This window comes from Mangrovibacterium marinum (genome assembly GCF_003046625.1).
Taxonomy (GTDB): domain Bacteria; phylum Bacteroidota; class Bacteroidia; order Bacteroidales; family Prolixibacteraceae; genus Mangrovibacterium; species Mangrovibacterium marinum.
The window spans coordinates 141,607-161,979 of the sequence record NZ_QAAD01000001.1 but is presented as its reverse complement, the minus strand read 5'-3'; the positions used below and the strand labels follow the sequence as shown (position 1 = coordinate 161,979).

The following is a 20,373-nucleotide window of genomic DNA, read 5'->3' as shown; positions in this document are numbered from 1 at the left end:
GCGTCGTCATTTCTTGAATTGATCTTATTTGTACCTTCGCGCGACTAATTTTACGTGTATGAATTTTCTTTACCAAGTTGGAATTTACCTTTATCGCTTTGTTGCAGCTTTGATGTCGCCATTTAACGAGAAGGCCCGGTATTTTAGTAAGGGGCAGACCAGTGTGTTTGGCGAGCTGAAAGAGCGCTTTCCGATGGAGGGCGATGTTGTTTGGGTGCATTGTGCCTCGTTGGGCGAATTTGAGCAAGGACGCCCATTGATTGAAGCGATTAAGAAGCAATACCCAACTTATAAGGTGCTACTGACCTTCTTTTCGCCTTCGGGCTACGAGGTGCGTAAGGATTATGCACAGGCCGATATGGTTGCTTACCTGCCGGTTGATACGAAAGCCAATGCTCGTCGCTTTCTGGATTTGGTGCAACCTCGGGTGGCCTTCTTTGTGAAGTACGAGTTTTGGAAAAACTATATCGATGGGCTTTCGGCCCGGAGTATTCCTCTGTATTTAGTGTCGGCAATATTTCGCGAGGAGCAGTTGTTCTTCAAAAAAGGCTTGCGCGGAAGTTGGTATCGTCAGGTGCTGAGTGGTGTGGATCATTTTTTTGTGCAAAATCAGCAGTCGGCCGACTTGCTGGGGGCTGTTGGCCTCACAAATTCTACCATCACTGGCGATACGCGATTCGACCGGGTGGCTGAAATCGCTGCCGCCCGAAAAGATCTGCCGATCGTTGCTGAATTTAAAGGGCAGTCGCCTTTGCTGGTGGTGGGCAGTTCGTGGCGTCCCGATGAGGAAATCATTATGCCTTACCTGCAGGCCAATCCGGAAGTGAAGATTGTTTTTGCGCCTCACGAGGTGAAAGAAGCGAATATTACCCGATTGATGAGTATGGCAAAGGGGCAGGCTGTGCGATACACACAGGCTGCCGAAAGCGATTTGACCAATGCCCGAGTGCTAATTGTGGATTGTATCGGGCTTTTGTCGAGTGTTTATCGTTATGGTGACCTGGCCTATATTGGAGGCGGATTTGGCGTTGGGATACACAATACGCTCGAAGCGGCGATTTACCATATTCCGGTTCTTTTCGGGCCCAATTATCTGCGTTTTCAGGAGGCTGTGGAATTGGTGAGCCGGAAGCTCGCTTTTCCGGTTGATTCCGAAGAACAATTGCGCCAACAATTGGATGCGCTGTTCGAAAGTACGGATCGTCGTGCAGCGATTGCACAGGCTTGTAGCCGGTTTATGGAAGAGAATATCGGAGCGACGCAAAAAATTGTGCAAAAAGTTTTCAACAATCAGTAAAATGTCAAAACACTTTTAGGTAAATTACGTAGCCGTTTCGCGCGGGGGTAAATACTTCATTTTCTGTTCTCTTTTGGGATGGTATATTTTGTACAGTTTGCAAAATCTGTAAACATTTTCGACTTATTAAATATTTAAAGTGCGGCGCATCAATCAATTAACGAATTGAAGTTGATAACTTTCGGCTTTTTCGGAAATTAAAGTATTCTTTTTTTTGAGCCGGCGCACTATCTTGCATGTAGCATTTCCTTAACTAAACAAGCTGGTTTCTCTCTTCAAAAACAACCAGTTAATTAACGAACCGTTTTTAATTTTTTGGTGTATGGCTTTCAAAAATGTGGTTACTGCTCCCGAACTGAGCAAGGAGACTTTTTCTCAAGACGAGGCGTTTCAGGAAACCCTCAAGTATTTTAAAGGCGACGACTTGGCAGCACGCGTGTGGGTGAACAAATACGCGTTGAAAGATTCTTACGGTAATATTTACGAAAAGAGTCCGGATGATATGCACCGGCGCCTGGCTAAAGAAATCGCTCGGATTGAAAAGAAGTACAAAAATCCGATGGATGAAGAGCAGGTTTATCAACTGCTGAAAGACTTTAAATATATTGTCCCGCAAGGTGGCCCAATGACTGGTATTGGCAACGAGTATCAAATTGCGTCGCTTTCGAACTGCTTTGTTGTGGGTAACGAAGGGGATTCTGACTCGTACGGCGGTATTATGAAGATCGACCAGGAGCAGGTGCAGTTGATGAAACGTCGCGGTGGTGTGGGACACGACCTGTCGCACATCCGTCCGAAGGGATCACCGGTTAAAAACTCAGCGCTGACATCTACCGGCATTGTTCCTTTTATGGAGCGTTATTCCAACTCGACCCGCGAGGTTGCACAAGATGGCCGCCGCGGAGCACTGATGCTTTCCGTGTCCATTAAGCACCCGGACTCGGAGAAATTTATCGATGCCAAAATGGAGCAGGGGAAAGTAACCGGCGCCAATGTGTCGGTGAAAATTCACGACGATTTCATGAAGTCGGTTGAAAGCGGAAAGCCCTATCTGCAGCAGTATCCGATTGAAGCCGAAGAACCTAAATATTCGAACGAAATTGATGCCAACGCGCTTTGGGGAAAGATCGTTCACAATGCCTGGAAGTCGGCCGAGCCGGGAATCCTGTTCTGGGATACCATTATTAAAGAATCGGTGCCTGATTGTTATGCTGACCTGGGCTATCGGACTGTTTCGACCAACCCTTGTGGCGAAATTCCGTTGTGCCCTTACGACAGTTGTCGCTTGATTGCCCTCAACTTGTATTCTTACGTTGAAAATCCGTTTACCGCTGAAGCGAAGTTCAACTTCGACCTGTTTAAAGAACATGTTGCTTATGCACAGCGCATGATGGACGATATCATTGACCTGGAGCTGGAAAAAATCGATGCAATTATAGGCAAGGTGGATGCCGATCCCGAGGCTGAAGAAATTAAATATACAGAACGTCATCTGTGGGAAAAAATTCAAACTAAAGCACGCGAAGGCCGCCGTACCGGTGTGGGTATTACCGCCGAGGGTGATATGCTGGCCGCTTTAGGGCTGTGCTACGGAACTGATGACGCGACTGATTTTAGCGAAGAAATTCACAAAACAATTGCGGTGGAGGCTTATCGTTCGTCGGTGAATATGGCCAAAGAACGTGGTGCATTCAAAATTTACGACCCCGAGCGCGAGAAAAATAACCCGATGATCAGCCGCATTCGTCAGCAGGATGAAGCCCTGTATCAGGATATGGTGAAACACGGTCGCCGGAATATCGCTTTGCTGACTATTGCCCCAACGGGAACAACCAGCTTGATGACGCAAACAACTTCGGGGATTGAGCCGGTGTTTATGCCCGTTTATAAGCGTCGTCGGAAAGTAAACCCGAACGACAAAAATGTGCGTGTTGATTTTGTGGACGAAGTTGGCGACAGCTGGGAAGAATACATCGTATTTCACCATAAGTTTGTGACCTGGATGAAAGCGAATGGTATTGATACCAACAAAAACTATTCGCAGGAAGAACTGGATGAGCTGGTGAAAAAATCACCTTATTTTAAAGCAACCTCGAACGATGTTGACTGGCTGAATAAAGTGCGCATGCAGGGACGTATCCAAAAGTGGGTGGACCACTCGATCAGCGTAACCATCAACCTGCCATCGGATGTGGAGGAAGAGCTGGTTGGACGCCTCTACTTCGAAGCCTGGAGAAGCGGATGTAAAGGTGTTACTGTATATCGCGATGGTTCGCGTGCCGGGGTGTTGATCTCGAACAAGAAAGAAGACAATAAAGACGATTCGTCGGCTGGGTTCCCCACAAAACGTCCGGAAGAACTGGATGCCGAAGTGGTTCGTTTTCAAAATAACAAAGAAAAATGGGTTGCTTTCATCGGATTGGTTGGCGATCAGCCTTACGAGATTTTTACCGGTTTGCAGGATGACGAAGACGGCATTTTGCTGCCCCGCTCGGTAACCGAAGGAAAAATTATCAAGAGCCGCGACGAAGAAGGAAATTCAAGATACGACTTCCAATATTGCAACAAGCGGGGGTACAAGACCACCATCGAAGGACTGTCGTATAAATTCAACCCGGTATTCTGGAACTATGCCAAGCTGATTTCCGGAATCCTGCGTCACGGAATGCCGATCCACAAAGTGGTGAACACCGTAAACGGTTTGCAGCTGGACAACGAAACCATTAACAGCTGGAAAGCCGGTGTTGCCCGTGCGCTGAAAAAATACATTCCCAACGGAACGATTGCCGAAGGCGCTGCCTGTGGCGAATGTGGATCGAAAAATGTGATTTATCAGGAAGGATGTTTGACTTGTCCCGACTGCGGATCATCCAAATGTGGTTAATCAAAGTAAATTGCCCATACACCAACGAAAAGACTGTCCGAAAGGATGGTCTTTTTTTGCAAGTTTACCACACAGAAGTGCTAAGGCACCATGTCAATAAAGGTTTTGATTAGAAGTGGAACGACAACCCGACAACTTGAGACAACAACACAATCAGTGACAAGCCTCGCCTTCGGTCCCTGTTGCTGATTCCCCGGTGATAGGAAGGTTTTTCTGAAAATTGTAGATTGCTCAGCGCGATAGCCGGGAACCTTCTACCATTTGTAGAAAGTCCAAAGTGGTTGCTGCGGCCTTTCTACAATTTGTAGATGTTCAAATGGAGTGCCGGGAAGCTTCTACCATTTGTAGAAGTTCCAAAGTGGTCGCCGGGAAGGTTCTACCATTTGTAGAAGCTTCCCCGCGCTTCCGCTGACAAATCTACCATTGGTAGAATTGCCGTTTGTAGCCTGGCTGTGTTCATCCGAGTTGTGGCGGCGGTACGGCAGCCTGTTTGGAGCAAAAAAAAAGCTGCCGAAATCTCTTTCGGCAGCTTTTTTCTGCGTAGTCTTACACGGCAGAGGTGCTAAGGCGCAAGGCCAATAACTGTTTTTGACTAGAGGTGGAACGACAACCCGACAACTTGTGAAAACAACGACAACAGCCTGGTCGAAAATCCTAAACTTTCATTCCTGTTGGTGATTCCCGGGAATCATGCGTGTTTTATTAGTTGTGCTTCAGCAACATCGCTACGGGTTTAGTTACCCATCTCGATCTGGCTTTTTATTTTATCGTTCTTCGCCTGGTCGGGCAGTGCCAGTGAGTAGACGATGGCTTCGACCTGGCGCAGGTAGTTGCGTTTATCGTAGCGTGGGGCGTACACAAAGCCTTCGGCAACAACCACGCGGTTGTTGGCGGCATCGAGCACGGCAAGGCTCACGTAGGGGCCTCCCATGAAGTCGTTTTCAACGCGCCACAATCCGCGCATTTCGGCGGCATAGTTATTCTTGTACTCAAATACGGTGAAGGTCGGATCCAGCCGGTGTTCTGTAATCATGTAGCTGCCCGGAGTTGGCCCGTCGATGTATTGTTTAAGCACCGAGTCGCGCTTGGCAACCAGGTATTTGGCGGTAAAAGTACTGTCCGACACGTAGGGAAACGAATAAACAGCAATTCCCTGAAGGGCTTCGGCCGGGTCGTAACGGGCCCAGGTAAAATCGGCACCTTGGTTGGCAAGCTGATAGCCCACCGGAACTGTAAGTTTCACATCGACATTCTTTTTGACAGCCTCTTCCACTTTCTTTTCGTTGTATTTGGCGTAGTTCATCATCAGCCGGTCGCGTTCGGCTTTCAGCAGATAGGCCACAATCTTGTCGGAGTTTTGGTTGAACACGGTGTTGAAATCCTCATTGTTCTTGGCCGATATGTTGATTACGGCTTGCGGCCAGGCCCAGATATCTTTTTTGAATTCGACCCGGGTGGTGTCGGTGCCCGGCGAAATACGAACATTGATGATGTTTCGGTTCGATTTAAAAATGTCCTTAAAGGCAGCCGGCGGCACATTAACCAGATCGAAGAGTGGTTCTTCCTGCGGGAGTGACAGCTGCGCCTGAGCCAGTGTCTTGCGGATGCTTTCGCCCACGCTGCTGTTCCAGCTCTCGTTGGGGATTACAACAACAACTTCGCCGGCTTTCCCGGTAATTTTTTTGCGCAGCTTGGTGTCGTCCTTGCAGGAGCTGATAAACAAACCAAGACCGATTAGTGTGAACAGAATGAGGCTTATACGTTTCATGTTGCTGATTTTTTGTTGTGGGGTAGTTAGTACAAAAATCCTACCAGATTAAATGGGTGAAATGCTCCGGTAAAAAAAATCCCGCCAGGCAATGACGGGATATATCAATCGAGTGCGGAATTATTCTTTAATTTTTCCTTTGGTCTGGGTTTTATCATCATCGTCATCGTCGTCCTCCGACGAAGCTTTCTTGAACTCTTTCATCCCTTTGCCCAGTCCTTTCATGAGTTCCGGAATTTTGCGGCCTCCAAAGAGCAACAAAACAATAACCAGGATGATAATGATCTCCTGCGGGCCAAACATTCCCAGAATAATTGATAAAAGCATAGCGAATAAGTTTATATGGTTTCTACAAAAATAGAAAAAATCTAATTTCTTCTTAATTAAACAGTTTTATAATGTCGTTGGCGTTGGCGAAGAGTACCAGCCCCAATAGGATGATCATACCTGTGATCTGGGCATATTCCAGAAACTTTTCACCCGGTTTGCGTCCGGTAATCATTTCAAACAGCAGGAAGATCACATGGCCGCCATCCAGCGCGGGAATGGGCAGCAGGTTCATCACGCCCAGAATGATCGACAGGAAGGCCGTCATATTCCAGAAGGCATACCAATCCCAGGCGCCGGGGAAAATGTTGCCAATGGAGATAAATCCACCCAACGATTCGTAAGCCTTGGTTTTAGGCGAGAAGATCAGCTTGAACTGTTTCAGGTAGTCTTTCACCGTGTTGATGCCTCGCGTAATTCCGGCCGGGATCGATTCGGCGAACGTGTATTTAATGGTTTTTGTTTCGAGATAAGCCATCGTTTCCTGATCGAACTCGGCCTGAAAGCCCAGTTTCCCGTCAGCATCAACCGTTGCAGTTACATCGGTTGCCTGCTGGTTGCGCAGCAGGTTTAACACCACTGTTTGTTCTTTATGGTCGCGCAGGTAGTTGATGAACTCATCGTAAAAGCGGAAGTTCTGACCATCGACTCCCACAAACTCATCTCCCTTTTGTAATCCGGCCTCAGCCGCAGGACTGTCTTTGACGATTTTGGCGACCGAGCAGTCGAACAAATAGCGCGGCGAGATAGTCACCTGCCCTTTAATTAAAGGAACCAGGTGGTCGTCGGTAATGGCAACGTCAACTTTTTCCCCGTTACGATCAACGGTAATGCTTTGTGCTTTGTCGAGCACAATGGTTGGCAGAATTTTTTGGAAGTTTTCGATGTATTGTCCGTCAACAGCCAGAATTTTGTCGCCGTTGTGCAGGCCTATTTCTTCGGCAGCTTCGTTTACCATGATGCCGTATTTGGCACTCGCAGTTGGTAAATATTCGGTTCCGTAAGCGTATAAAATGGCAATGTAGATCACAAAGGCCAGGATGAAGTTCATCAACACCCCACCAATCATGATCAGCAGGCGTTGGTAAGCTTTTTTCGAGCGAAATTCCCAGGGTTGCGGTTCCTGGCTCATGGCTTCTTTATCCATCGATTCGTCAATCATCCCCGATATTTTCACGTAACCGCCCAGTGGCAGCCAGCCCACACCATATTCGGTGTCTCCTTTTTTTACTTTAAACAGCGAGAACCAGGGGTCGAAGAAAAGGTAGAATTTTTCGACCCGCGTTTTAAACAGGCGGGCGAAGGCAAAGTGCCCGAATTCGTGGAGAATCACCAGTAGCGAGAGACTTAAAATTAATTGGGCAGCTTTTATGAGTACTTGTTCCATTCGTTTTTACTTGTGTTTTTAGCTTCGTTTTTTAATTATTGAAGTTGTTAACAATCGTGTTTCCTTGTCGGTTTGAATATAATCATTCAAATCGGGATTTTTTATGAAAGTCATCTTTTGCATGCTTTCTTCAATGATGTCGGGCATTCCCACAAAGCGTATTTTCTCGCGCAGGAAAGCTTGTACAACAATTTCGTTGGCGGCATTCAGGATGCAGGGCATGTTGCCCGCCTGATCCAGGGCTTCGAAGGCCAGTGCAAGGTTACGAAAAATTTTTGTATCAGGCTGTTCGAAGCTCAGTGTGGGGTAGTCCATGAAGTTGAAGCGTTCAAAATCAGAAGGCAGACGCTTGGGGAAATTCATGGCATACTGAATGGGCAGCTTCATGTCGGGCAGTCCCATTTGGGCTTTCATCGAGCCGTCGCGAAACTGAACCAGCGAGTGCACAATACTTTGCGGATGAATTACCACATCAATCTGTTCGGGTTTCAGGTCGAAGAGCCATTTGGCCTCAATCACCTCAAAGCCTTTATTCATCATGCTGGCCGAGTCGATGGTGATTTTGGCCCCCATATCCCAATTGGGATGTTTCAAGGCATCGGCGGTCGTTACGTGCTGCAACTGTTCCAGGCTAAATCCCCTGAAGGGGCCGCCTGAGGCAGTCAGGTAAATCTTCTCAATTTCGTTCATGTGCTCGCCGGCCAGGCACTGAAAGATGGCCGAGTGCTCGGAGTCAACCGGGTAGATATTCACCTTGTTTTGGATGGCTTCGCGGTTCACAATTTCACCGGCAACAACCAGTGTTTCCTTGTTGGCCAGGGCAATATGCTTGCCGGCACGAATGGCATTCAGCGTTGGCAGCAGGCCCGAATAGCCCACCATGGCCGTCAGCACCATGTCGATGCTGTCCATCGCCACAATCTGATCCAGCGCATCTTTGCCGGCATACACCTTGATGTCTTCGTTTTGTAAAGCTTCCTGCAAGCTGTGGTAGCGGCATTCGTTGGCGATAACCACGGCGTTGGGCTTAAACTTGCGGGCTTGTTGAATCAGTAAATCAATATTGTTGTTGGCAGTCAGCACTTCAACGGAAAAGTGATCCGGATTTTGTTCAATCACTTCCAATGCTTGGGTGCCGATCGATCCGGTTGATCCCAGGATTGCGATTCTTTTTTTCATGATGCGGGCTTAAAAGTCGATATATTCTTCGGGGTTTAGTGGAACGCCTTTGTGCCACAGTTCGAAGTGAAGGTGCGGCCCGGTCGACAGTTCGCCGGTGTTCCCCATGTAGGCAATTATTTCGCCGGCTTTAACCAGATCGCCGGTTTTCTTCAGGAGTTCCGAGTTGTGTTTATATACTGAAATAAGATTGTTGTCGTGCTGAATGTACATCACATAGCCGGTGTTCACGGTCCAGTCGGCAAAAATGACCGTTCCGTCCATAACGGAGGCGATGCGAGCGTTGGGAAGCCCCACAATGTCGACCGCAAAGTGGTTGATGCCTTTGTTGAAGCCCTCGGTAACCATGCCCTTCATGGGGTTGAAAAGATGCAGGTTTGCCAGACTTACATTCTTTTGGTCTTCGGCACCAATCGACAAGTCAAGCTGTTCTTCCAGCAGATGTTGCTCAAAAATCGAGTCGTGGTTGTAGCTTCGTACGTTCAACTCGGCCGGTTTTAATACCGTGTCGGCCAGGTTGGCCTGTTCGGCCGGAACTTCTCCGTTGAGCACGGTTTGAATGGTCTTCAGGTAATTGTCGCGTAACTGAATTTGCTCTTCCAGCGAGTCGAGCATCACCGCGTTTTGAACCATTAACTCGCGGACATCGCCTGTTGGATAACCGGGTATGAGCTCTTTTACCGGGGTGGTGGCAATAATCAGAACCGTGAGGGCAATGAGTAAAATGCTACCCAAACCCAGAATAAGAAATACATTGATTCGTGTGAGGCGCGTACTCCAAACCGTCTGAAACGAGGTGTCATTATAGATGATCAGCCGGTAGCGGTTTTTTAATTTCTCTAAAAGTTTCTTTTTTTTCTTCTCTTTCATGCCTCCGATTTGGGACGTCAAAATTAGCCAAATTAGGCGGATAGCCATCTTTGCGGGCCTGAAATTAATACTTTTTAACGCATGAGGAAAATTAAAAAAAATGCCTCCGGTGTTTGGTAGTTGAAAAACTTGTTCTATATTTGCAACCGCATTCGGGAAATGAAACACCGAAAGACGTTCAAAAAAAGACTAAAAATAGTTAAGATATATTGCGGGGTGGAGCAGTTGGTAGCTCGTTGGGCTCATAACCCAAAGGCCGTCAGTTCGAGTCTGGCCCCCGCTACAAGTGAAGGAGAATCAACACGTTGGTTCTCCTTTTTTCATTTTTAGCGCTATGGAATTTCATGTTTATGTACTTTATTCGGCAGCTCACGACAAAATTTATGTTGGCATGAGCACCGATCCGGAGAAGCGGTTGTTTGCACATAACCATCTGCCCAAGGGCTGGACCCGTCACTATCGCCCGTGGAAGATGGTTTATACCGAAGTATTTTCGGATAAATATTCGGCATTGAAACGGGAACAGGAATTGAAATCGCACCAGGGACGGGATTTCATCCGCACAAAAATATTAGGGCCGAGGTAGCTCGTTGGACTCATATCCGGCAGCTGCCGGACGCAGTTCGAGTCTGGCCCCCGCTACAAGTGAAGGAGAATCAATACGTTGGTTCTCCTTTTTTCATTTTTAGCGCTATGGAATTTCATGTTTATGTACTTTACTCGGCAGCTCACGACAAAATTTACATTGGCATGAGCACCGATCCGGAGAAGCGGTTGTTTGCACATAACCATCTGCCCAAGGGCTGGACCCGTCATTATCGGCCGTGGAAGATGGTTTATACTGAAGTATTTTCGGATAAATATTCGGCATTGAAACGGGAACAGGAATTGAAATCGCACCAGGGACGGGATTTCATCCGCACAAAAATATTAGGGCCGAGGTAGCTCGTTGGACTCATATCCGGCAGCTGCCGGACGCAGTTCGAGTCTGGCCCCCGCTACAAGTGAAGGAGAATCAATACGTTGGTTCTCCTTTTTTTATTTGGCAGAAATCGATCAAAAAAAAGACCAGCCCGCAGGATGGTCTTTCATGGCGTATTCTTTGGGTTGGCTTAAAATTCCAAAACAAATTCTTCTTTGGGGTTGCGGACTTTTTTCATGCCGGCCAACCAGTCGGCAGAGTCGTCGCGGTAGCCAATCGGAAGCATGGTTACGCTTTTCAAGCCTTTTTCTTTCAATCCCAGCAGTTCGTCCAGTTCTTCCGGGGTGAAACCTTCGACCGGTGTACAGTCAATCTTCAATTCGGCGGCTTGTGCCATGGCCAGGGTAAAGCCAATGTATGATTGGCGTGCGGTATGAATAAAATTTTCTTCGGCTGTTTGAGGCAGGTAAGCGGCTTTCAACTTGTCGGTGTACGAGCCGAAACGTCCGCGGGGCAATCCGCGTTCATCGGTTGTTCGGTTGTAGATGGCATCGATACGCTCTTCGGTATAGCGATCCCAGGCCGCGAAGACCAGTACATGCGAACAGTCGGCCACGATTTCCTGTCCCCAGGCAATGGGAACCATCTTTTTTTTCAGTTCCTGGTTCGCTACCACAATTACCCGAAACTGCTGTAAGCCGGACGACGTGGGTGCCAGCCGCGCCGCTTCAACGATTTTGTCAACGTCTTCTTGTGCTACTTTTTTTGTCGGGTCGTACTTTTTGGTGGCGTAGCGCCAGTTTAAATTTTCCAGTAATGACATTTCTGTTTTCTTTTTTTATTGTTCGTGTAATAAAATACTTAGCTGTTGCACGACTGCTTGTCCAGAATTTTCAGAACCACTTCCTTCAATTCCATCAGTTCCTCAGCCGTTACGTTCATGGCTTTCATCACTTTTTGCGGAACCTCGGCTGCTTCTGTTTTTAGCTTACGGCCGACATCGGTCAGGTTGATTTCAACCACCCGTTCGTCGCACGATTTGCGCCTTCGAGCGAGTAGTCCCTTAGCTTCGAGCCGTTTGAGCAAGGGCGTTAAGGTGCCGCTATCCAGATGTAGTTTACAACCAATTTCGTTCACGCATTGCGGTTCGTTTTCCCACAAAGCCATCAGTACCAAATATTGCGGATAGGTCAGCCCTAGTTCATCAAGAATGGGGCGGTACTTGTTCGTTATTTCCCGCGATAAGCTGTAAACAGGGAAGCAAACCTGGTTTTTTAACAGTAAAGGATCGTCCATGATTTTCGTTTATGCCGACAAATGTAGGTTGATATTAAATTGCGCACAATATAACATGGCATCACTTAATAATTTGGTAACAAAAAGAGATCTCGTGGTCTTTAATTAAGGCGGATTCAGTTCTGCTAAAGGTGTGAATCTTTTCGTTTGAAGCGATCGGCAGAAGAGCATTTGCTTTACGCTAAGAACCATGCTACGATTGACATCGGCATGAGCATAGATCGGCAGAAGCGGTTGTTGGCACATAACCATCTGCCCAAGGGCTGGACCCGTCACTATCGGCCGTGGAAGATGGTTTAGACCGACCTGTTTACTTCTGAAATACCCGGTGATTGATCGCCCTGTATGTGTTGGGCGTCATGCCGTTATATTTTCGGAATACTTTATAAAAATGTCCGATGGTATTAAAGCCGCAGTCGTGGCAGATCACCTTGATCGGAACATTAGTCATCGTCAGACGCTGAGCTGCGTAATTTATCTTGATTTTGGTTACTGTTTCGGTTAATGTTTGATTCAGATGCTGCTTGATGACTTTGTTCACATGATCCAAAGTGCGCCCGGTGAGACTGATGAATCCGGGTACTCCTTCTCTGAACAGCTGGGGGGTGTTGTATTGTTCAAGTGCAAAAGCCAGCCAATGGGGGATGCTGGTTGACTGGGCGTTAAAATCTTCCGTAAGTAATTTGAAGACATGCAATATAAGCATGTCGAGATGAATATAGTCCCGTTTTTTCGAGAGAACATAGTCTGTCAGTGTCGATATTTCATTTAGCTGATCAATGTTCAGGTCAACGGTATAGGGCGTTTCTTCTTTTGTCCAAAAGAAGGTCTCCGAATCAGGGAAATAACGCGCTTTGTATAAGCTGAGACTCTCCAGGTTGAAAGCAATGTTGGTGACAACTAAACCTGCATTTTTTCCGGTGCAGATAAAGGTGTGTGTGTCTTGCGGCCTGATCAGGCACAGTGTGCCTTTTTTAATGGGGTGTTTTCTGCCGTTTATGACATGGATGCCGGAGCCTTCTTTGATCCAGAACATTTCCGCATAATCATGATTGTGATAATCAAGATTTTCTTCAGTCGAGATTGTGCGCCTTACAATGTGAAAAACATCATTGGGCTCAATCAAGAATGATGGCAGGCTAATTCTGACTTTTTTATCTGGTATCATGCAACACAAAAAAACGTTGAATCAGAACAAATCTCATTTTTCAATGAGGTCATTTCCAAAAATTGAAACAGGCGCAATTTAGTCTATTTTACGGATTTAATCAAAGACAGCAGAAATGTCCGGGCGGTCGTTGAAGCAGGAGATCTCCGTCACGAATCTGTTTGGTTTTTGTTACATCACGCTTGTCAGGGATATGTCGTTCACCACGGAATAGGATAATAAATCTCGGTTTGTGCACAATATATCTGTTTGTCAGGTCCTTTAAATAGGCGTACTTTTATTTTTTGAATTTCGCTAAATCCGGGCACGAAAGGATCGGCTCGGGATATTGCTGCAACTTGTTTTCTTTCAGGGGAAACAGACCGACAGATTTAGTTTATTTTAGTTGAAAATTAACAGTGATAAACAATGTTATTTAATTCAAGGCAAGCAAAAGGGAGCCTGCTCCTTTTCATGATTATGGTTTTGACCAGCCATATATCGACGATAAAAGCACAGGAATACACAAGGTATGTGAACCCATTTATCGGAACCACCAACTATGGAACAACAAATCCCGGAGCTATTGTACCTCAGGGAATGGTTTCGGTAGTCCCATTCAACGTTAGTGGATCGGCCAGTAACAAATGGGATAAAGATAACCAATGGTGGTCAACGCCTTACTCGTGGGATAATCATTTCTTCACCGGCTATTCACATGTCAATTTAAGCGGAGTCGGTTGCCCCGAGCTTGGGGTAATCCTGTTGATGCCAACAACCGGCAAAGTTGAAGCCAGCAATAGCCTTTATGGTTCTCCAATGACCAATCAGAAAGCTTTGCCGGGCTTCTACTCGAATTACCTGGAAAAATACGGCATTACCACTGAAGTTACAGCCAGTGCCCGGGTGGGATTGAGTAAGTTCAGGTTTCCCAAGGGTGAATCCAACATTCTGCTGGACCTTGGAACGGGATTGACCAACGAGAGCGGAGCAGCATTGCGCATTGTTAACAACCGCGAAATTGAAGGATGGCGTATGACGGGGACTTTTTGTTACAATGCTGGTACCGAGCGCCCGGTTTATTTTGTTGCCCGCTTCAGCAAAGCTGCCAAATCATTCGGAGCCTGGAAAAAGATGCCACAAATGAAGGCCGAATCTGCCTGGTCATCCTCCGATGGAGCATTTAAATTTTATCCTGAATTTCAAACCCAAATGGCTGGTGACAGCATTGGCGCTTACATGACATTTGATACCGACAATAACGAGGAAGTACTGGTAAAAGTGGCTGTTTCGTATGTTAGCATTGAAAATGCCCGCCAGAATATGGAGTTCGAAATGCCGGACTTCAACTTTGATCAGACACGGGCGGATGCTCAAGCCAGTTGGGAAGAAGCGCTATCGCGCGTGTCGGTTAAAGGAGGAACGGATGATCAGAAAACAGTTTTTTACACGGCACTGTATCACATGAACATTCACCCAAACGTAATCAACGATGTTAACGGACAATACCCTTTGATGGAGTCCTTTGGAATTGGCGAAGTTCGGGACGGCGACCGTTACACTGTTTTTTCACTTTGGGATACGTATCGCAACTTTCATCCGCTGATGAGTTTGATTTACCCGCAGCAACAGTTAGACATGGTGCGCTCAATGGTGGACATGTATAAAGAAAGCGGCTGGTTGCCTAAATGGGAGCTCAACAGCACTGAAACGCATGTTATGGAGGGCGATCCCGCTATTCCGGCAATTGTGGATACTTATATGCGCGGATTGCAAGACTTTGATGTGGAGGCAGCCTACGAGGCCATGTATAAGTCGGCCACCACCAAAGGAGCTGAAAATAAACTTCGCCCCGACATCGACTTCTATCTGGAAAAAGGATATGTGCCTTACCTGGAAGAATACGACAACTCGGTATCGCACGCCCTGGAATACTACATTGCCGACTGGAACCTGGCTCAATTTGCGAAAGCTTTGGGCAAAGATGCAGACTACAAACGCTTCCTGGCACAGTCGCTGCGTTACAAAGAATACTACGATAAGGATGAATTTCAGATGATTCGCCCCAGAATGGCCGATGGCTCATTCTATAAAGATTTCGATCCAAAACAAGGAGAGAACTTTGAACCAAGTCCTGGTTTCCACGAAGGAAATGCGTACCAATACACCTTTTGCGTGCCTCACGATATTAAAGGCCTCATGAAGTTGATGGGTGGCAAGAAAAAGTTCACCCAAAAATTACAGGGTATTTTTGATGATGGGCACTACGATGTGGCCAACGAACCCGACATCCATTATCCGTGGTTGTTCAACTACCTTAAAGGCGAAGAATGGCGCACCCAAAAAGAAGTGAGCCGCTTGCTGAACGAACATTATAAGAATGCGCCGGGCGGAATTCCGGGGAACGACGACTGCGGAACACTTTCAGCATGGGCTGTGTACAGCATGATGGGTTTCTATCCGGTTTGCCCCGGAAATACCGACTACAGCATTGCTCAACCCGTTTTTGACGAAGTGAAAATTCGTCTGGATCAAAATTTCTATCCCGGCAAAGAGCTCATTATCCGCACCAAAGGCGATGGGCAATACATTCGTAAGATAAGCAAAGACGGTCAGCAGCTGAATGGTTATTTCATCAGCCACAAAGAGCTTGTTTCGGGTGGTGTTCTGGAAATCGAGAAATAAAAAAACACAAAAATACCAACGAACATGCGTTTTAATCAACTAAAAAAAATCCACCCTGCGGCCTGGATCCCCACGGTGTACTTTGGCATGGGGCTGCCTTTTGCTGCCATTAACCAAGCCTCGCCATTGATGTATGAGAGCCTGGGCATTAGCGATGCAATGATTGCCTTTTGGACTTCGCTGCTTCTGCTGCCTTACACGCTAAAATTTTTATGGAGTCCGGTGCTGGAAATGTTTAAAACAAAGAAACATTTTGTGGTAGCTACCCAGTTTGTAACCGGCGCTACTTTTGCTCTGGTTGCCTTTTCATTACAACTGAACGAGTTTTTCACCTACTCCATTGCGCTGCTGGGCGTGATCGCCCTGAGTGGATCAACCCACGATATTGCCACCGATGGGGTGTATATGAATGTGTTATCGTCGCAAAACCAAGCCCGGTACATTGGCTGGCAGGGAGCTGCCTACAACATCGCCAAGGTGTTAACGGCTGGCGGACTGGTTTATTTGGCCGGAGTATTGGAAAACACCATTGGCGCCGTTCATGCCTGGATGATTATCATGATAATTTATGGAGCAACCATGATCCTGCTTGCCCTTTACCATACGCGGATGTTGCCCTCCGGAGGGGCTGCCACGGGCCAGGTTGATTCATTGAAAGAAGGTTTTCAAACCCTCTGGGATGTGTTGCGAACATTTTTTCAGAAGAAATACATTGGCTGGTATATCGGCTTCATCATTATTTACCGGTTTGCCGAAGGCTTTGCCGTAAAAATTGCACCCCTGTTCTTCAAAGCATCCGTTGCCGACGGCGGACTTGGCTTAAGCACTTCTGAAATTGGGCTTTTGTATGGCGTATTTGGGTCAGCTGCATTTGTGCTGGGCTCCTTACTTGCCGGCTATTTCATTGCGGGCAAAGGATTGCGAAAATCGCTTTTCACCCTCATCTCTATCTTTAACTTTCAATTTGTCGTATACGCGTTGTTGGCTGTTTTTCGCCCCTCAAACATCTATTTAATCAGTTCGGCCGTTGTTGTTGAATATTTTGCCTACGGATTTGGCTTTGTCGGACTGACCTTGTTTATGATGCAGCAGGTGGCTCCGGGAAAATACAAAATGGCTCACTACGCTTTTGCTTCGGGGATCATGAACTTTGGCGTTATGCTCCCGGGTATGTTTAGTGGCTTTATAAGCGACTCAGTTGGCTACAAAGCATTCTTCCTGTTTATTTTAGCAGCCATGATTCCGTCGTTCTTTGCAGCCCGGTTTGTACCCTTTACCCACCCCGATAATAAGGAAGAAGCTGAAAAAGGCATCGAAGAATAAAAAAATCAAATAACACAGCCCGGATGAGCTGAATTCATCCAAACAACAAAACAGAGATTAATCATTATAAGAATACAATCATGAGCACAAATCCAATGATTCCTTGGGAAGACAGACCAGCCGGTTCAACCGACGTAATGTGGCGTTATTCGCAAAATCCGGTGATCGGACGTTACCAGATTCCTACTTCAAACAGTATTTTCAATAGTGCTGTAGTACCTTTCGGCGATGGTTTTGCCGGCGTTTTCCGCTGCGATAACAAAGCTGTACAGATGAACATTTTCGCTGGTTTCAGTAAAGATGGAATCAACTGGGACATCAATCACGAGCCGATCGTATTTCAGGCAGGAAACACCGATATGATTGAGTCGGATTATAAATACGACCCGCGTGTGACGTTCATCGAAGACCGTTACTGGGTAACCTGGTGTAATGGTTACCATGGTCCGACAATCGGCATTGCTTACACCTTCGACTTTAAAGAGTTCTTCCAGTGCGAGAATGCATTCCTGCCATTCAACCGCAACGGGGTGTTATTTCCTGAAAAAATTGACGGCAAATATGCGATGCTGAGCCGCCCGAGCGACAACGGACACACACCGTTTGGCGACATCTACATCAGCTACAGTCCGGATATGAAATACTGGGGCGAACACCGTTGTGTGATGAAAGTAACCCCGTTTCCCGAAAGCGCATGGCAATGTACCAAAATTGGTGCGGGTTCAGTTCCAATTAAAACCAAAGATGGCTGGTTGGAATTTTACCATGGCGTAATCAATACCTGCAACGGATTCCGTTACTCAATGGGAGCGGCGCTGCTCGATCTCGAAGATCCGTCAAAAGTGTTGTACCGCACACAACCTTACCTGTTGGCTCCCGCTGCTCCTTACGAACTGGTTGGTGATGTTCCCAATGTGGTATTCCCTTGTGCTGCACTTTGCGATGGTGAAAAGGTAGCCGTTTATTACGGTGCCGCCGATACGGTTGTAGGCATGGCTTTTGGCCATCTGCAGGAAATTATCGATTTCATCAAAAACAATTCGATTTAATACGCTGAAAAATAGTTATACGAATGCGATTAATTAAAGGACTAAGCCTGTTAGCTTTACTGATGGCTGTTTATTCGTGCAAACAGCCCAAAGCCCAGTTAGCCTTATCTTCGGATTTAACACAGTATGTCGATCCGTTTATTGGAACTGACGGCCCCGGGAATACCTATCCCGGGGCTGTAGTGCCGTTTGGTATGGTTCAGCTGAGCCCCGACAACGGCTTGCCCGGATGGGATCGCATAGCCGGTTATTTCTGGCCGGATTCTACCATTGCCGGATTTAGCCATAAACACCTGACCGGAACAGGTGCCGGAGATTTGTACGACATCCTGATAATGCCTTACAACAGTCGTTTTACGGCCGATCTTTGGCCCGACCAGGAGGACTATCGCCCCTATTCCATGTTTAGCCATGATCAGGAGTCGGCTTCGCCAGGCTATTACCAGGTCCAACTCTTGAGCTCAGGCATTAAAGCCGAGTTAACGGCAACCAAACGGGTGGGAGTGCATCGCTATACCTTCCCGCAGGACGATCAATCTAAAATTTTGATCGATCTGGGCTATAAGCTGAACTGGGATAACCCGACCGACACGTACCTGAAACTTCAGGATGAACATACCATTGTGGGCTACCGATATTCAACAGGCTGGGCTCCCGACCAACGCGAACATTTTGTGATAGCATGTTCCAAACCAATTGAAGCAATCGATTTTTATTCGGATGGCAACAAACTGCAATCGACTGAAGCCAAAGGACCGAATACCAAGGCTGAAATTACATTTAAGTCAACCGAAGGAGAACAGCTTATTTTAAAAGTAGCGTTGTCTTCACACTCCATCGAAGGTGCACGGAATAATTTGAAAGAAGAGTGTGCCGATTGGGATTTCGACCGGATTGCAGAAGAGGCCCGGGAAAACTGGAACGACCAACTCCACCTCATAGAAGTACAGGGAACTGAACTTCAAAAAACGATCTTTTATACCAATTTGTACCATTGCTTTTTGACTCCGTCGCTGCACTCCGATGTGGATGGATGGTATAAAGGAGCCGACGGGCAAATGCACCAGGCCAAAGGCTACGATAAGTATGATACCTTTTCGTTATGGGATACTTACCGGGCCGCTCATCCGTTGTACACGATTATTGCTCCCGCGAAGGTGAAGGATATGATTGCTTCGTTTCTTAGTCATTTTAACGAAACAGGCTTGTTGCCCGTTTGGAGTCTTGCCGGCAATGAAACCAATATGATGATTGGCTATCACTCGGTTCCTGTTATTGTGGATGCTTATTTAAAAGGCATTCCAATGGATGCGGAGAGAGCCTATGAAGCCTGCAAAGCAACAGCGAACAGTAACGCCTGGAGCCTGCAGCCATATAAGGAATTGGGATACATCCCTTACGATCTGGAAAATCACGGACACTGGTCGGTATCGAAAACCATGGAATATGCTTACGACGACTGGTGCATTGCACAGTTTGCTCAAGCGTTGAATAAGGACGACGATTACAGCTATTTGTCAGAAAGAGCCAATTACTGGAAGAATCTGTACGACTCGCAATCAACCTTCATTCGTCCGAAGGATAAAAACGGGAAGTTCCTTGCTCCGTTTCAGGCAAAAGACTACACCGAGCCATACTGTGAGAGCAATGCCTGGCACTACTTTTTCCATGTTCAGCATGATATTCCCGGCCTGATTGAACTGATCGGGAAGGACGCTTTTGCCGCCAAACTCGACAGCCTGTTTAGCTATCATCCCGAAGCCGATGATGAGTTGCCGATTTTCAGTACCGGAATGATTGGCCAATATGCGCACGGAAACGAACCCAGCCATCATGTGCCCTGGTTGTTCAACGAAATTGGTCAACCTGAAAAAACACAGGAAATGGTTCGCCGCATCCTCAATACCCAATACAGCACCAAACCCGATGGCTATTGTGGCAACGAAGACTGCGGACAAATGTCGGCCTGGCTGGTTTTTGCCTCCATGGGGATGTACCCGGTTAATCCGGCTGACGGAATCTACCATCTGAATTCCCCCTGGCTGAGCGAAGCTGTGATCAATTTGCCCAATGGGAAAACCTTTAAAATAGTGACAGAAAATCAAGCTCCTGAAAACCATTTTATTCAGGAAATGTTCCTGAATGGAGAAAAACAGACGAAACTGACCATTTCGCATGCCGATATTTTAAAAGGCGGTGAGTTGAAGTTTGTATTGACGAAGTAAAACTTTAGTGATCG

General features: G+C 46.8%; 16 protein-coding genes and 1 tRNA gene. 9 read left to right on the top strand and 8 right to left on the bottom strand.

The features are described 5' to 3' along the window. Positions 1-58 precede the first annotated feature (58 nt). Together C8N47_RS00605 and C8N47_RS00600 are read left to right on the top strand one after the other, a co-directional pair. On the top strand, positions 59-1,297 hold the full coding sequence (locus C8N47_RS00605; protein WP_107820572.1) for a 3-deoxy-D-manno-octulosonic acid transferase: 1,239 nt from the start codon (positions 59-61) through the stop codon (positions 1,295-1,297). 322 nt (positions 1,298-1,619) lie between these two features. Continuing rightward, positions 1,620-4,181: an adenosylcobalamin-dependent ribonucleoside-diphosphate reductase gene (locus tag C8N47_RS00600; protein ID WP_107820571.1), complete on the top strand. Its 2,562-nt coding sequence runs from the start codon at positions 1,620-1,622 to the stop codon at positions 4,179-4,181. 733 nt (positions 4,182-4,914) lie between these two features. Here the strand turns inward: C8N47_RS00600 and C8N47_RS00595 are convergent. From C8N47_RS00595 to C8N47_RS00575, 5 genes are all read right to left on the bottom strand, one after another. Continuing rightward, positions 4,915-5,949, bottom strand: coding sequence for a DUF4837 family protein (locus C8N47_RS00595; RefSeq protein ID WP_107820570.1), 1,035 nt, complete (start codon positions 5,947-5,949; stop codon positions 4,915-4,917). Positions 5,950-6,069: 120 nt separating this feature from the next. Then, positions 6,070-6,276: a twin-arginine translocase TatA/TatE family subunit gene (gene tatA / locus C8N47_RS00590; RefSeq protein ID WP_107820569.1), complete on the bottom strand. Its 207-nt coding sequence runs from the start codon at positions 6,274-6,276 to the stop codon at positions 6,070-6,072. Positions 6,277-6,328: 52 nt separating this feature from the next. Beyond that, positions 6,329-7,663: an RIP metalloprotease RseP gene (gene rseP / locus C8N47_RS00585; protein WP_107820568.1), complete on the bottom strand. Its 1,335-nt coding sequence runs from the start codon at positions 7,661-7,663 to the stop codon at positions 6,329-6,331. Positions 7,664-7,681: 18 nt separating this feature from the next. Then, positions 7,682-8,842: a 1-deoxy-D-xylulose-5-phosphate reductoisomerase gene (locus tag C8N47_RS00580; protein ID WP_107820567.1), complete on the bottom strand. Its 1,161-nt coding sequence runs from the start codon at positions 8,840-8,842 to the stop codon at positions 7,682-7,684. A 9-nt stretch (positions 8,843-8,851) separates the two neighbouring features. After that, a complete protein-coding gene (locus C8N47_RS00575; protein ID WP_170111251.1) occupies positions 8,852-9,712 on the bottom strand; it encodes a M23 family metallopeptidase in 861 nt (286 codons plus the stop codon). A 210-nt stretch (positions 9,713-9,922) separates the two neighbouring features. Between C8N47_RS00575 and C8N47_RS00570 the strand changes: the two genes are divergently transcribed. From C8N47_RS00570 to C8N47_RS00560, 3 genes are all read left to right on the top strand, one after another. Next, positions 9,923-9,995 (top strand) — tRNA-Met (locus C8N47_RS00570). A gap of 51 nt (positions 9,996-10,046) precedes the next feature. After that, entirely contained in the window at positions 10,047-10,298 is a 252-nt protein-coding gene (locus C8N47_RS00565) for a GIY-YIG nuclease family protein (RefSeq protein ID WP_107820565.1), read from the top strand. A gap of 107 nt (positions 10,299-10,405) precedes the next feature. After that, positions 10,406-10,657 carry a GIY-YIG nuclease family protein gene (locus tag C8N47_RS00560; protein WP_107820564.1) on the top strand — a complete coding sequence of 84 codons (252 nt, stop codon included), beginning with the start codon at positions 10,406-10,408 and terminating at the stop codon, positions 10,655-10,657. A gap of 167 nt (positions 10,658-10,824) precedes the next feature. Here the strand turns inward: C8N47_RS00560 and C8N47_RS00555 are convergent, their stop codons facing one another. The 3 genes from C8N47_RS00555 to C8N47_RS00545 form a co-directional block, all read right to left on the bottom strand. Continuing rightward, the gene (locus C8N47_RS00555) at positions 10,825-11,457 is read right to left on the bottom strand and encodes an NAD(P)H-dependent oxidoreductase (protein ID WP_107820563.1); all 633 of its coding nucleotides are present in this window, start codon (positions 11,455-11,457) and stop codon (positions 10,825-10,827) included. Between the two features lie 38 nt (positions 11,458-11,495). Continuing rightward, the gene (locus tag C8N47_RS00550; protein ID WP_107820562.1) at positions 11,496-11,930 is read right to left on the bottom strand and encodes a MarR family winged helix-turn-helix transcriptional regulator; all 435 of its coding nucleotides are present in this window, start codon (positions 11,928-11,930) and stop codon (positions 11,496-11,498) included. 310 nt (positions 11,931-12,240) lie between these two features. Beyond that, entirely contained in the window at positions 12,241-13,098 is an 858-nt protein-coding gene (locus C8N47_RS00545; protein ID WP_107820561.1) for an AraC family transcriptional regulator, read from the bottom strand. A gap of 408 nt (positions 13,099-13,506) precedes the next feature. Here C8N47_RS00545 and C8N47_RS00540 point away from each other — a divergent pair, with 408 nt between their 5' ends. The 4 genes from C8N47_RS00540 (at position 13,507) to C8N47_RS00525 (ending at position 20,359) form a co-directional block, all read left to right on the top strand. Beyond that, positions 13,507-15,762 carry a GH92 family glycosyl hydrolase gene (locus tag C8N47_RS00540; RefSeq protein ID WP_245915642.1) on the top strand — a complete coding sequence of 752 codons (2,256 nt, stop codon included), beginning with the start codon at positions 13,507-13,509 and terminating at the stop codon, positions 15,760-15,762. Positions 15,763-15,786: 24 nt separating this feature from the next. Next, entirely contained in the window at positions 15,787-17,085 is a 1,299-nt protein-coding gene (locus C8N47_RS00535) for an MFS transporter (RefSeq protein WP_107820560.1), read from the top strand. Positions 17,086-17,165: 80 nt separating this feature from the next. Continuing rightward, positions 17,166-18,134, top strand: coding sequence for a glycoside hydrolase family 130 protein (locus tag C8N47_RS00530; protein WP_107820559.1), 969 nt, complete (start codon positions 17,166-17,168; stop codon positions 18,132-18,134). A 23-nt stretch (positions 18,135-18,157) separates the two neighbouring features. Continuing rightward, positions 18,158-20,359 carry a GH92 family glycosyl hydrolase gene (locus C8N47_RS00525; protein ID WP_107820558.1) on the top strand — a complete coding sequence of 734 codons (2,202 nt, stop codon included), beginning with the start codon at positions 18,158-18,160 and terminating at the stop codon, positions 20,357-20,359. Positions 20,360-20,373 lie beyond the last annotated feature (14 nt).

Bases quoted from the DNA above. Each gene is read 5' to 3' on its own strand.
- C8N47_RS00605 (WP_107820572.1), top strand. From the start codon at position 59: ATGAATTTTCTTTACCAAGTTGGAATTTACCTTTATCGCTTTGTTGCA.
- C8N47_RS00600 (WP_107820571.1), top strand. From the start codon at position 1,620: ATGGCTTTCAAAAATGTGGTTACTGCTCCCGAACTGAGCAAGGAGACT.
- C8N47_RS00595 (WP_107820570.1), bottom strand. From the start codon at position 5,949: ATGAAACGTATAAGCCTCATTCTGTTCACACTAATCGGTCTTGGTTTG.
- tatA (WP_107820569.1), bottom strand. From the start codon at position 6,276: ATGCTTTTATCAATTATTCTGGGAATGTTTGGCCCGCAGGAGATCATT.
- rseP (WP_107820568.1), bottom strand. From the start codon at position 7,663: ATGGAACAAGTACTCATAAAAGCTGCCCAATTAATTTTAAGTCTCTCG.
- C8N47_RS00580 (WP_107820567.1), bottom strand. From the start codon at position 8,842: ATGAAAAAAAGAATCGCAATCCTGGGATCAACCGGATCGATCGGCACC.
- C8N47_RS00575 (WP_170111251.1), bottom strand. From the start codon at position 9,712: ATGAAAGAGAAGAAAAAAAAGAAACTTTTAGAGAAATTAAAAAACCGC.
- C8N47_RS00565 (WP_107820565.1), top strand. From the start codon at position 10,047: ATGGAATTTCATGTTTATGTACTTTATTCGGCAGCTCACGACAAAATT.
- C8N47_RS00560 (WP_107820564.1), top strand. From the start codon at position 10,406: ATGGAATTTCATGTTTATGTACTTTACTCGGCAGCTCACGACAAAATT.
- C8N47_RS00555 (WP_107820563.1), bottom strand. From the start codon at position 11,457: ATGTCATTACTGGAAAATTTAAACTGGCGCTACGCCACCAAAAAGTAC.
- C8N47_RS00550 (WP_107820562.1), bottom strand. From the start codon at position 11,930: ATGGACGATCCTTTACTGTTAAAAAACCAGGTTTGCTTCCCTGTTTAC.
- C8N47_RS00545 (WP_107820561.1), bottom strand. From the start codon at position 13,098: ATGATACCAGATAAAAAAGTCAGAATTAGCCTGCCATCATTCTTGATT.
- C8N47_RS00540 (WP_245915642.1), top strand. From the start codon at position 13,507: ATGTTATTTAATTCAAGGCAAGCAAAAGGGAGCCTGCTCCTTTTCATG.
- C8N47_RS00535 (WP_107820560.1), top strand. From the start codon at position 15,787: ATGCGTTTTAATCAACTAAAAAAAATCCACCCTGCGGCCTGGATCCCC.
- C8N47_RS00530 (WP_107820559.1), top strand. From the start codon at position 17,166: ATGAGCACAAATCCAATGATTCCTTGGGAAGACAGACCAGCCGGTTCA.
- C8N47_RS00525 (WP_107820558.1), top strand. From the start codon at position 18,158: ATGCGATTAATTAAAGGACTAAGCCTGTTAGCTTTACTGATGGCTGTT.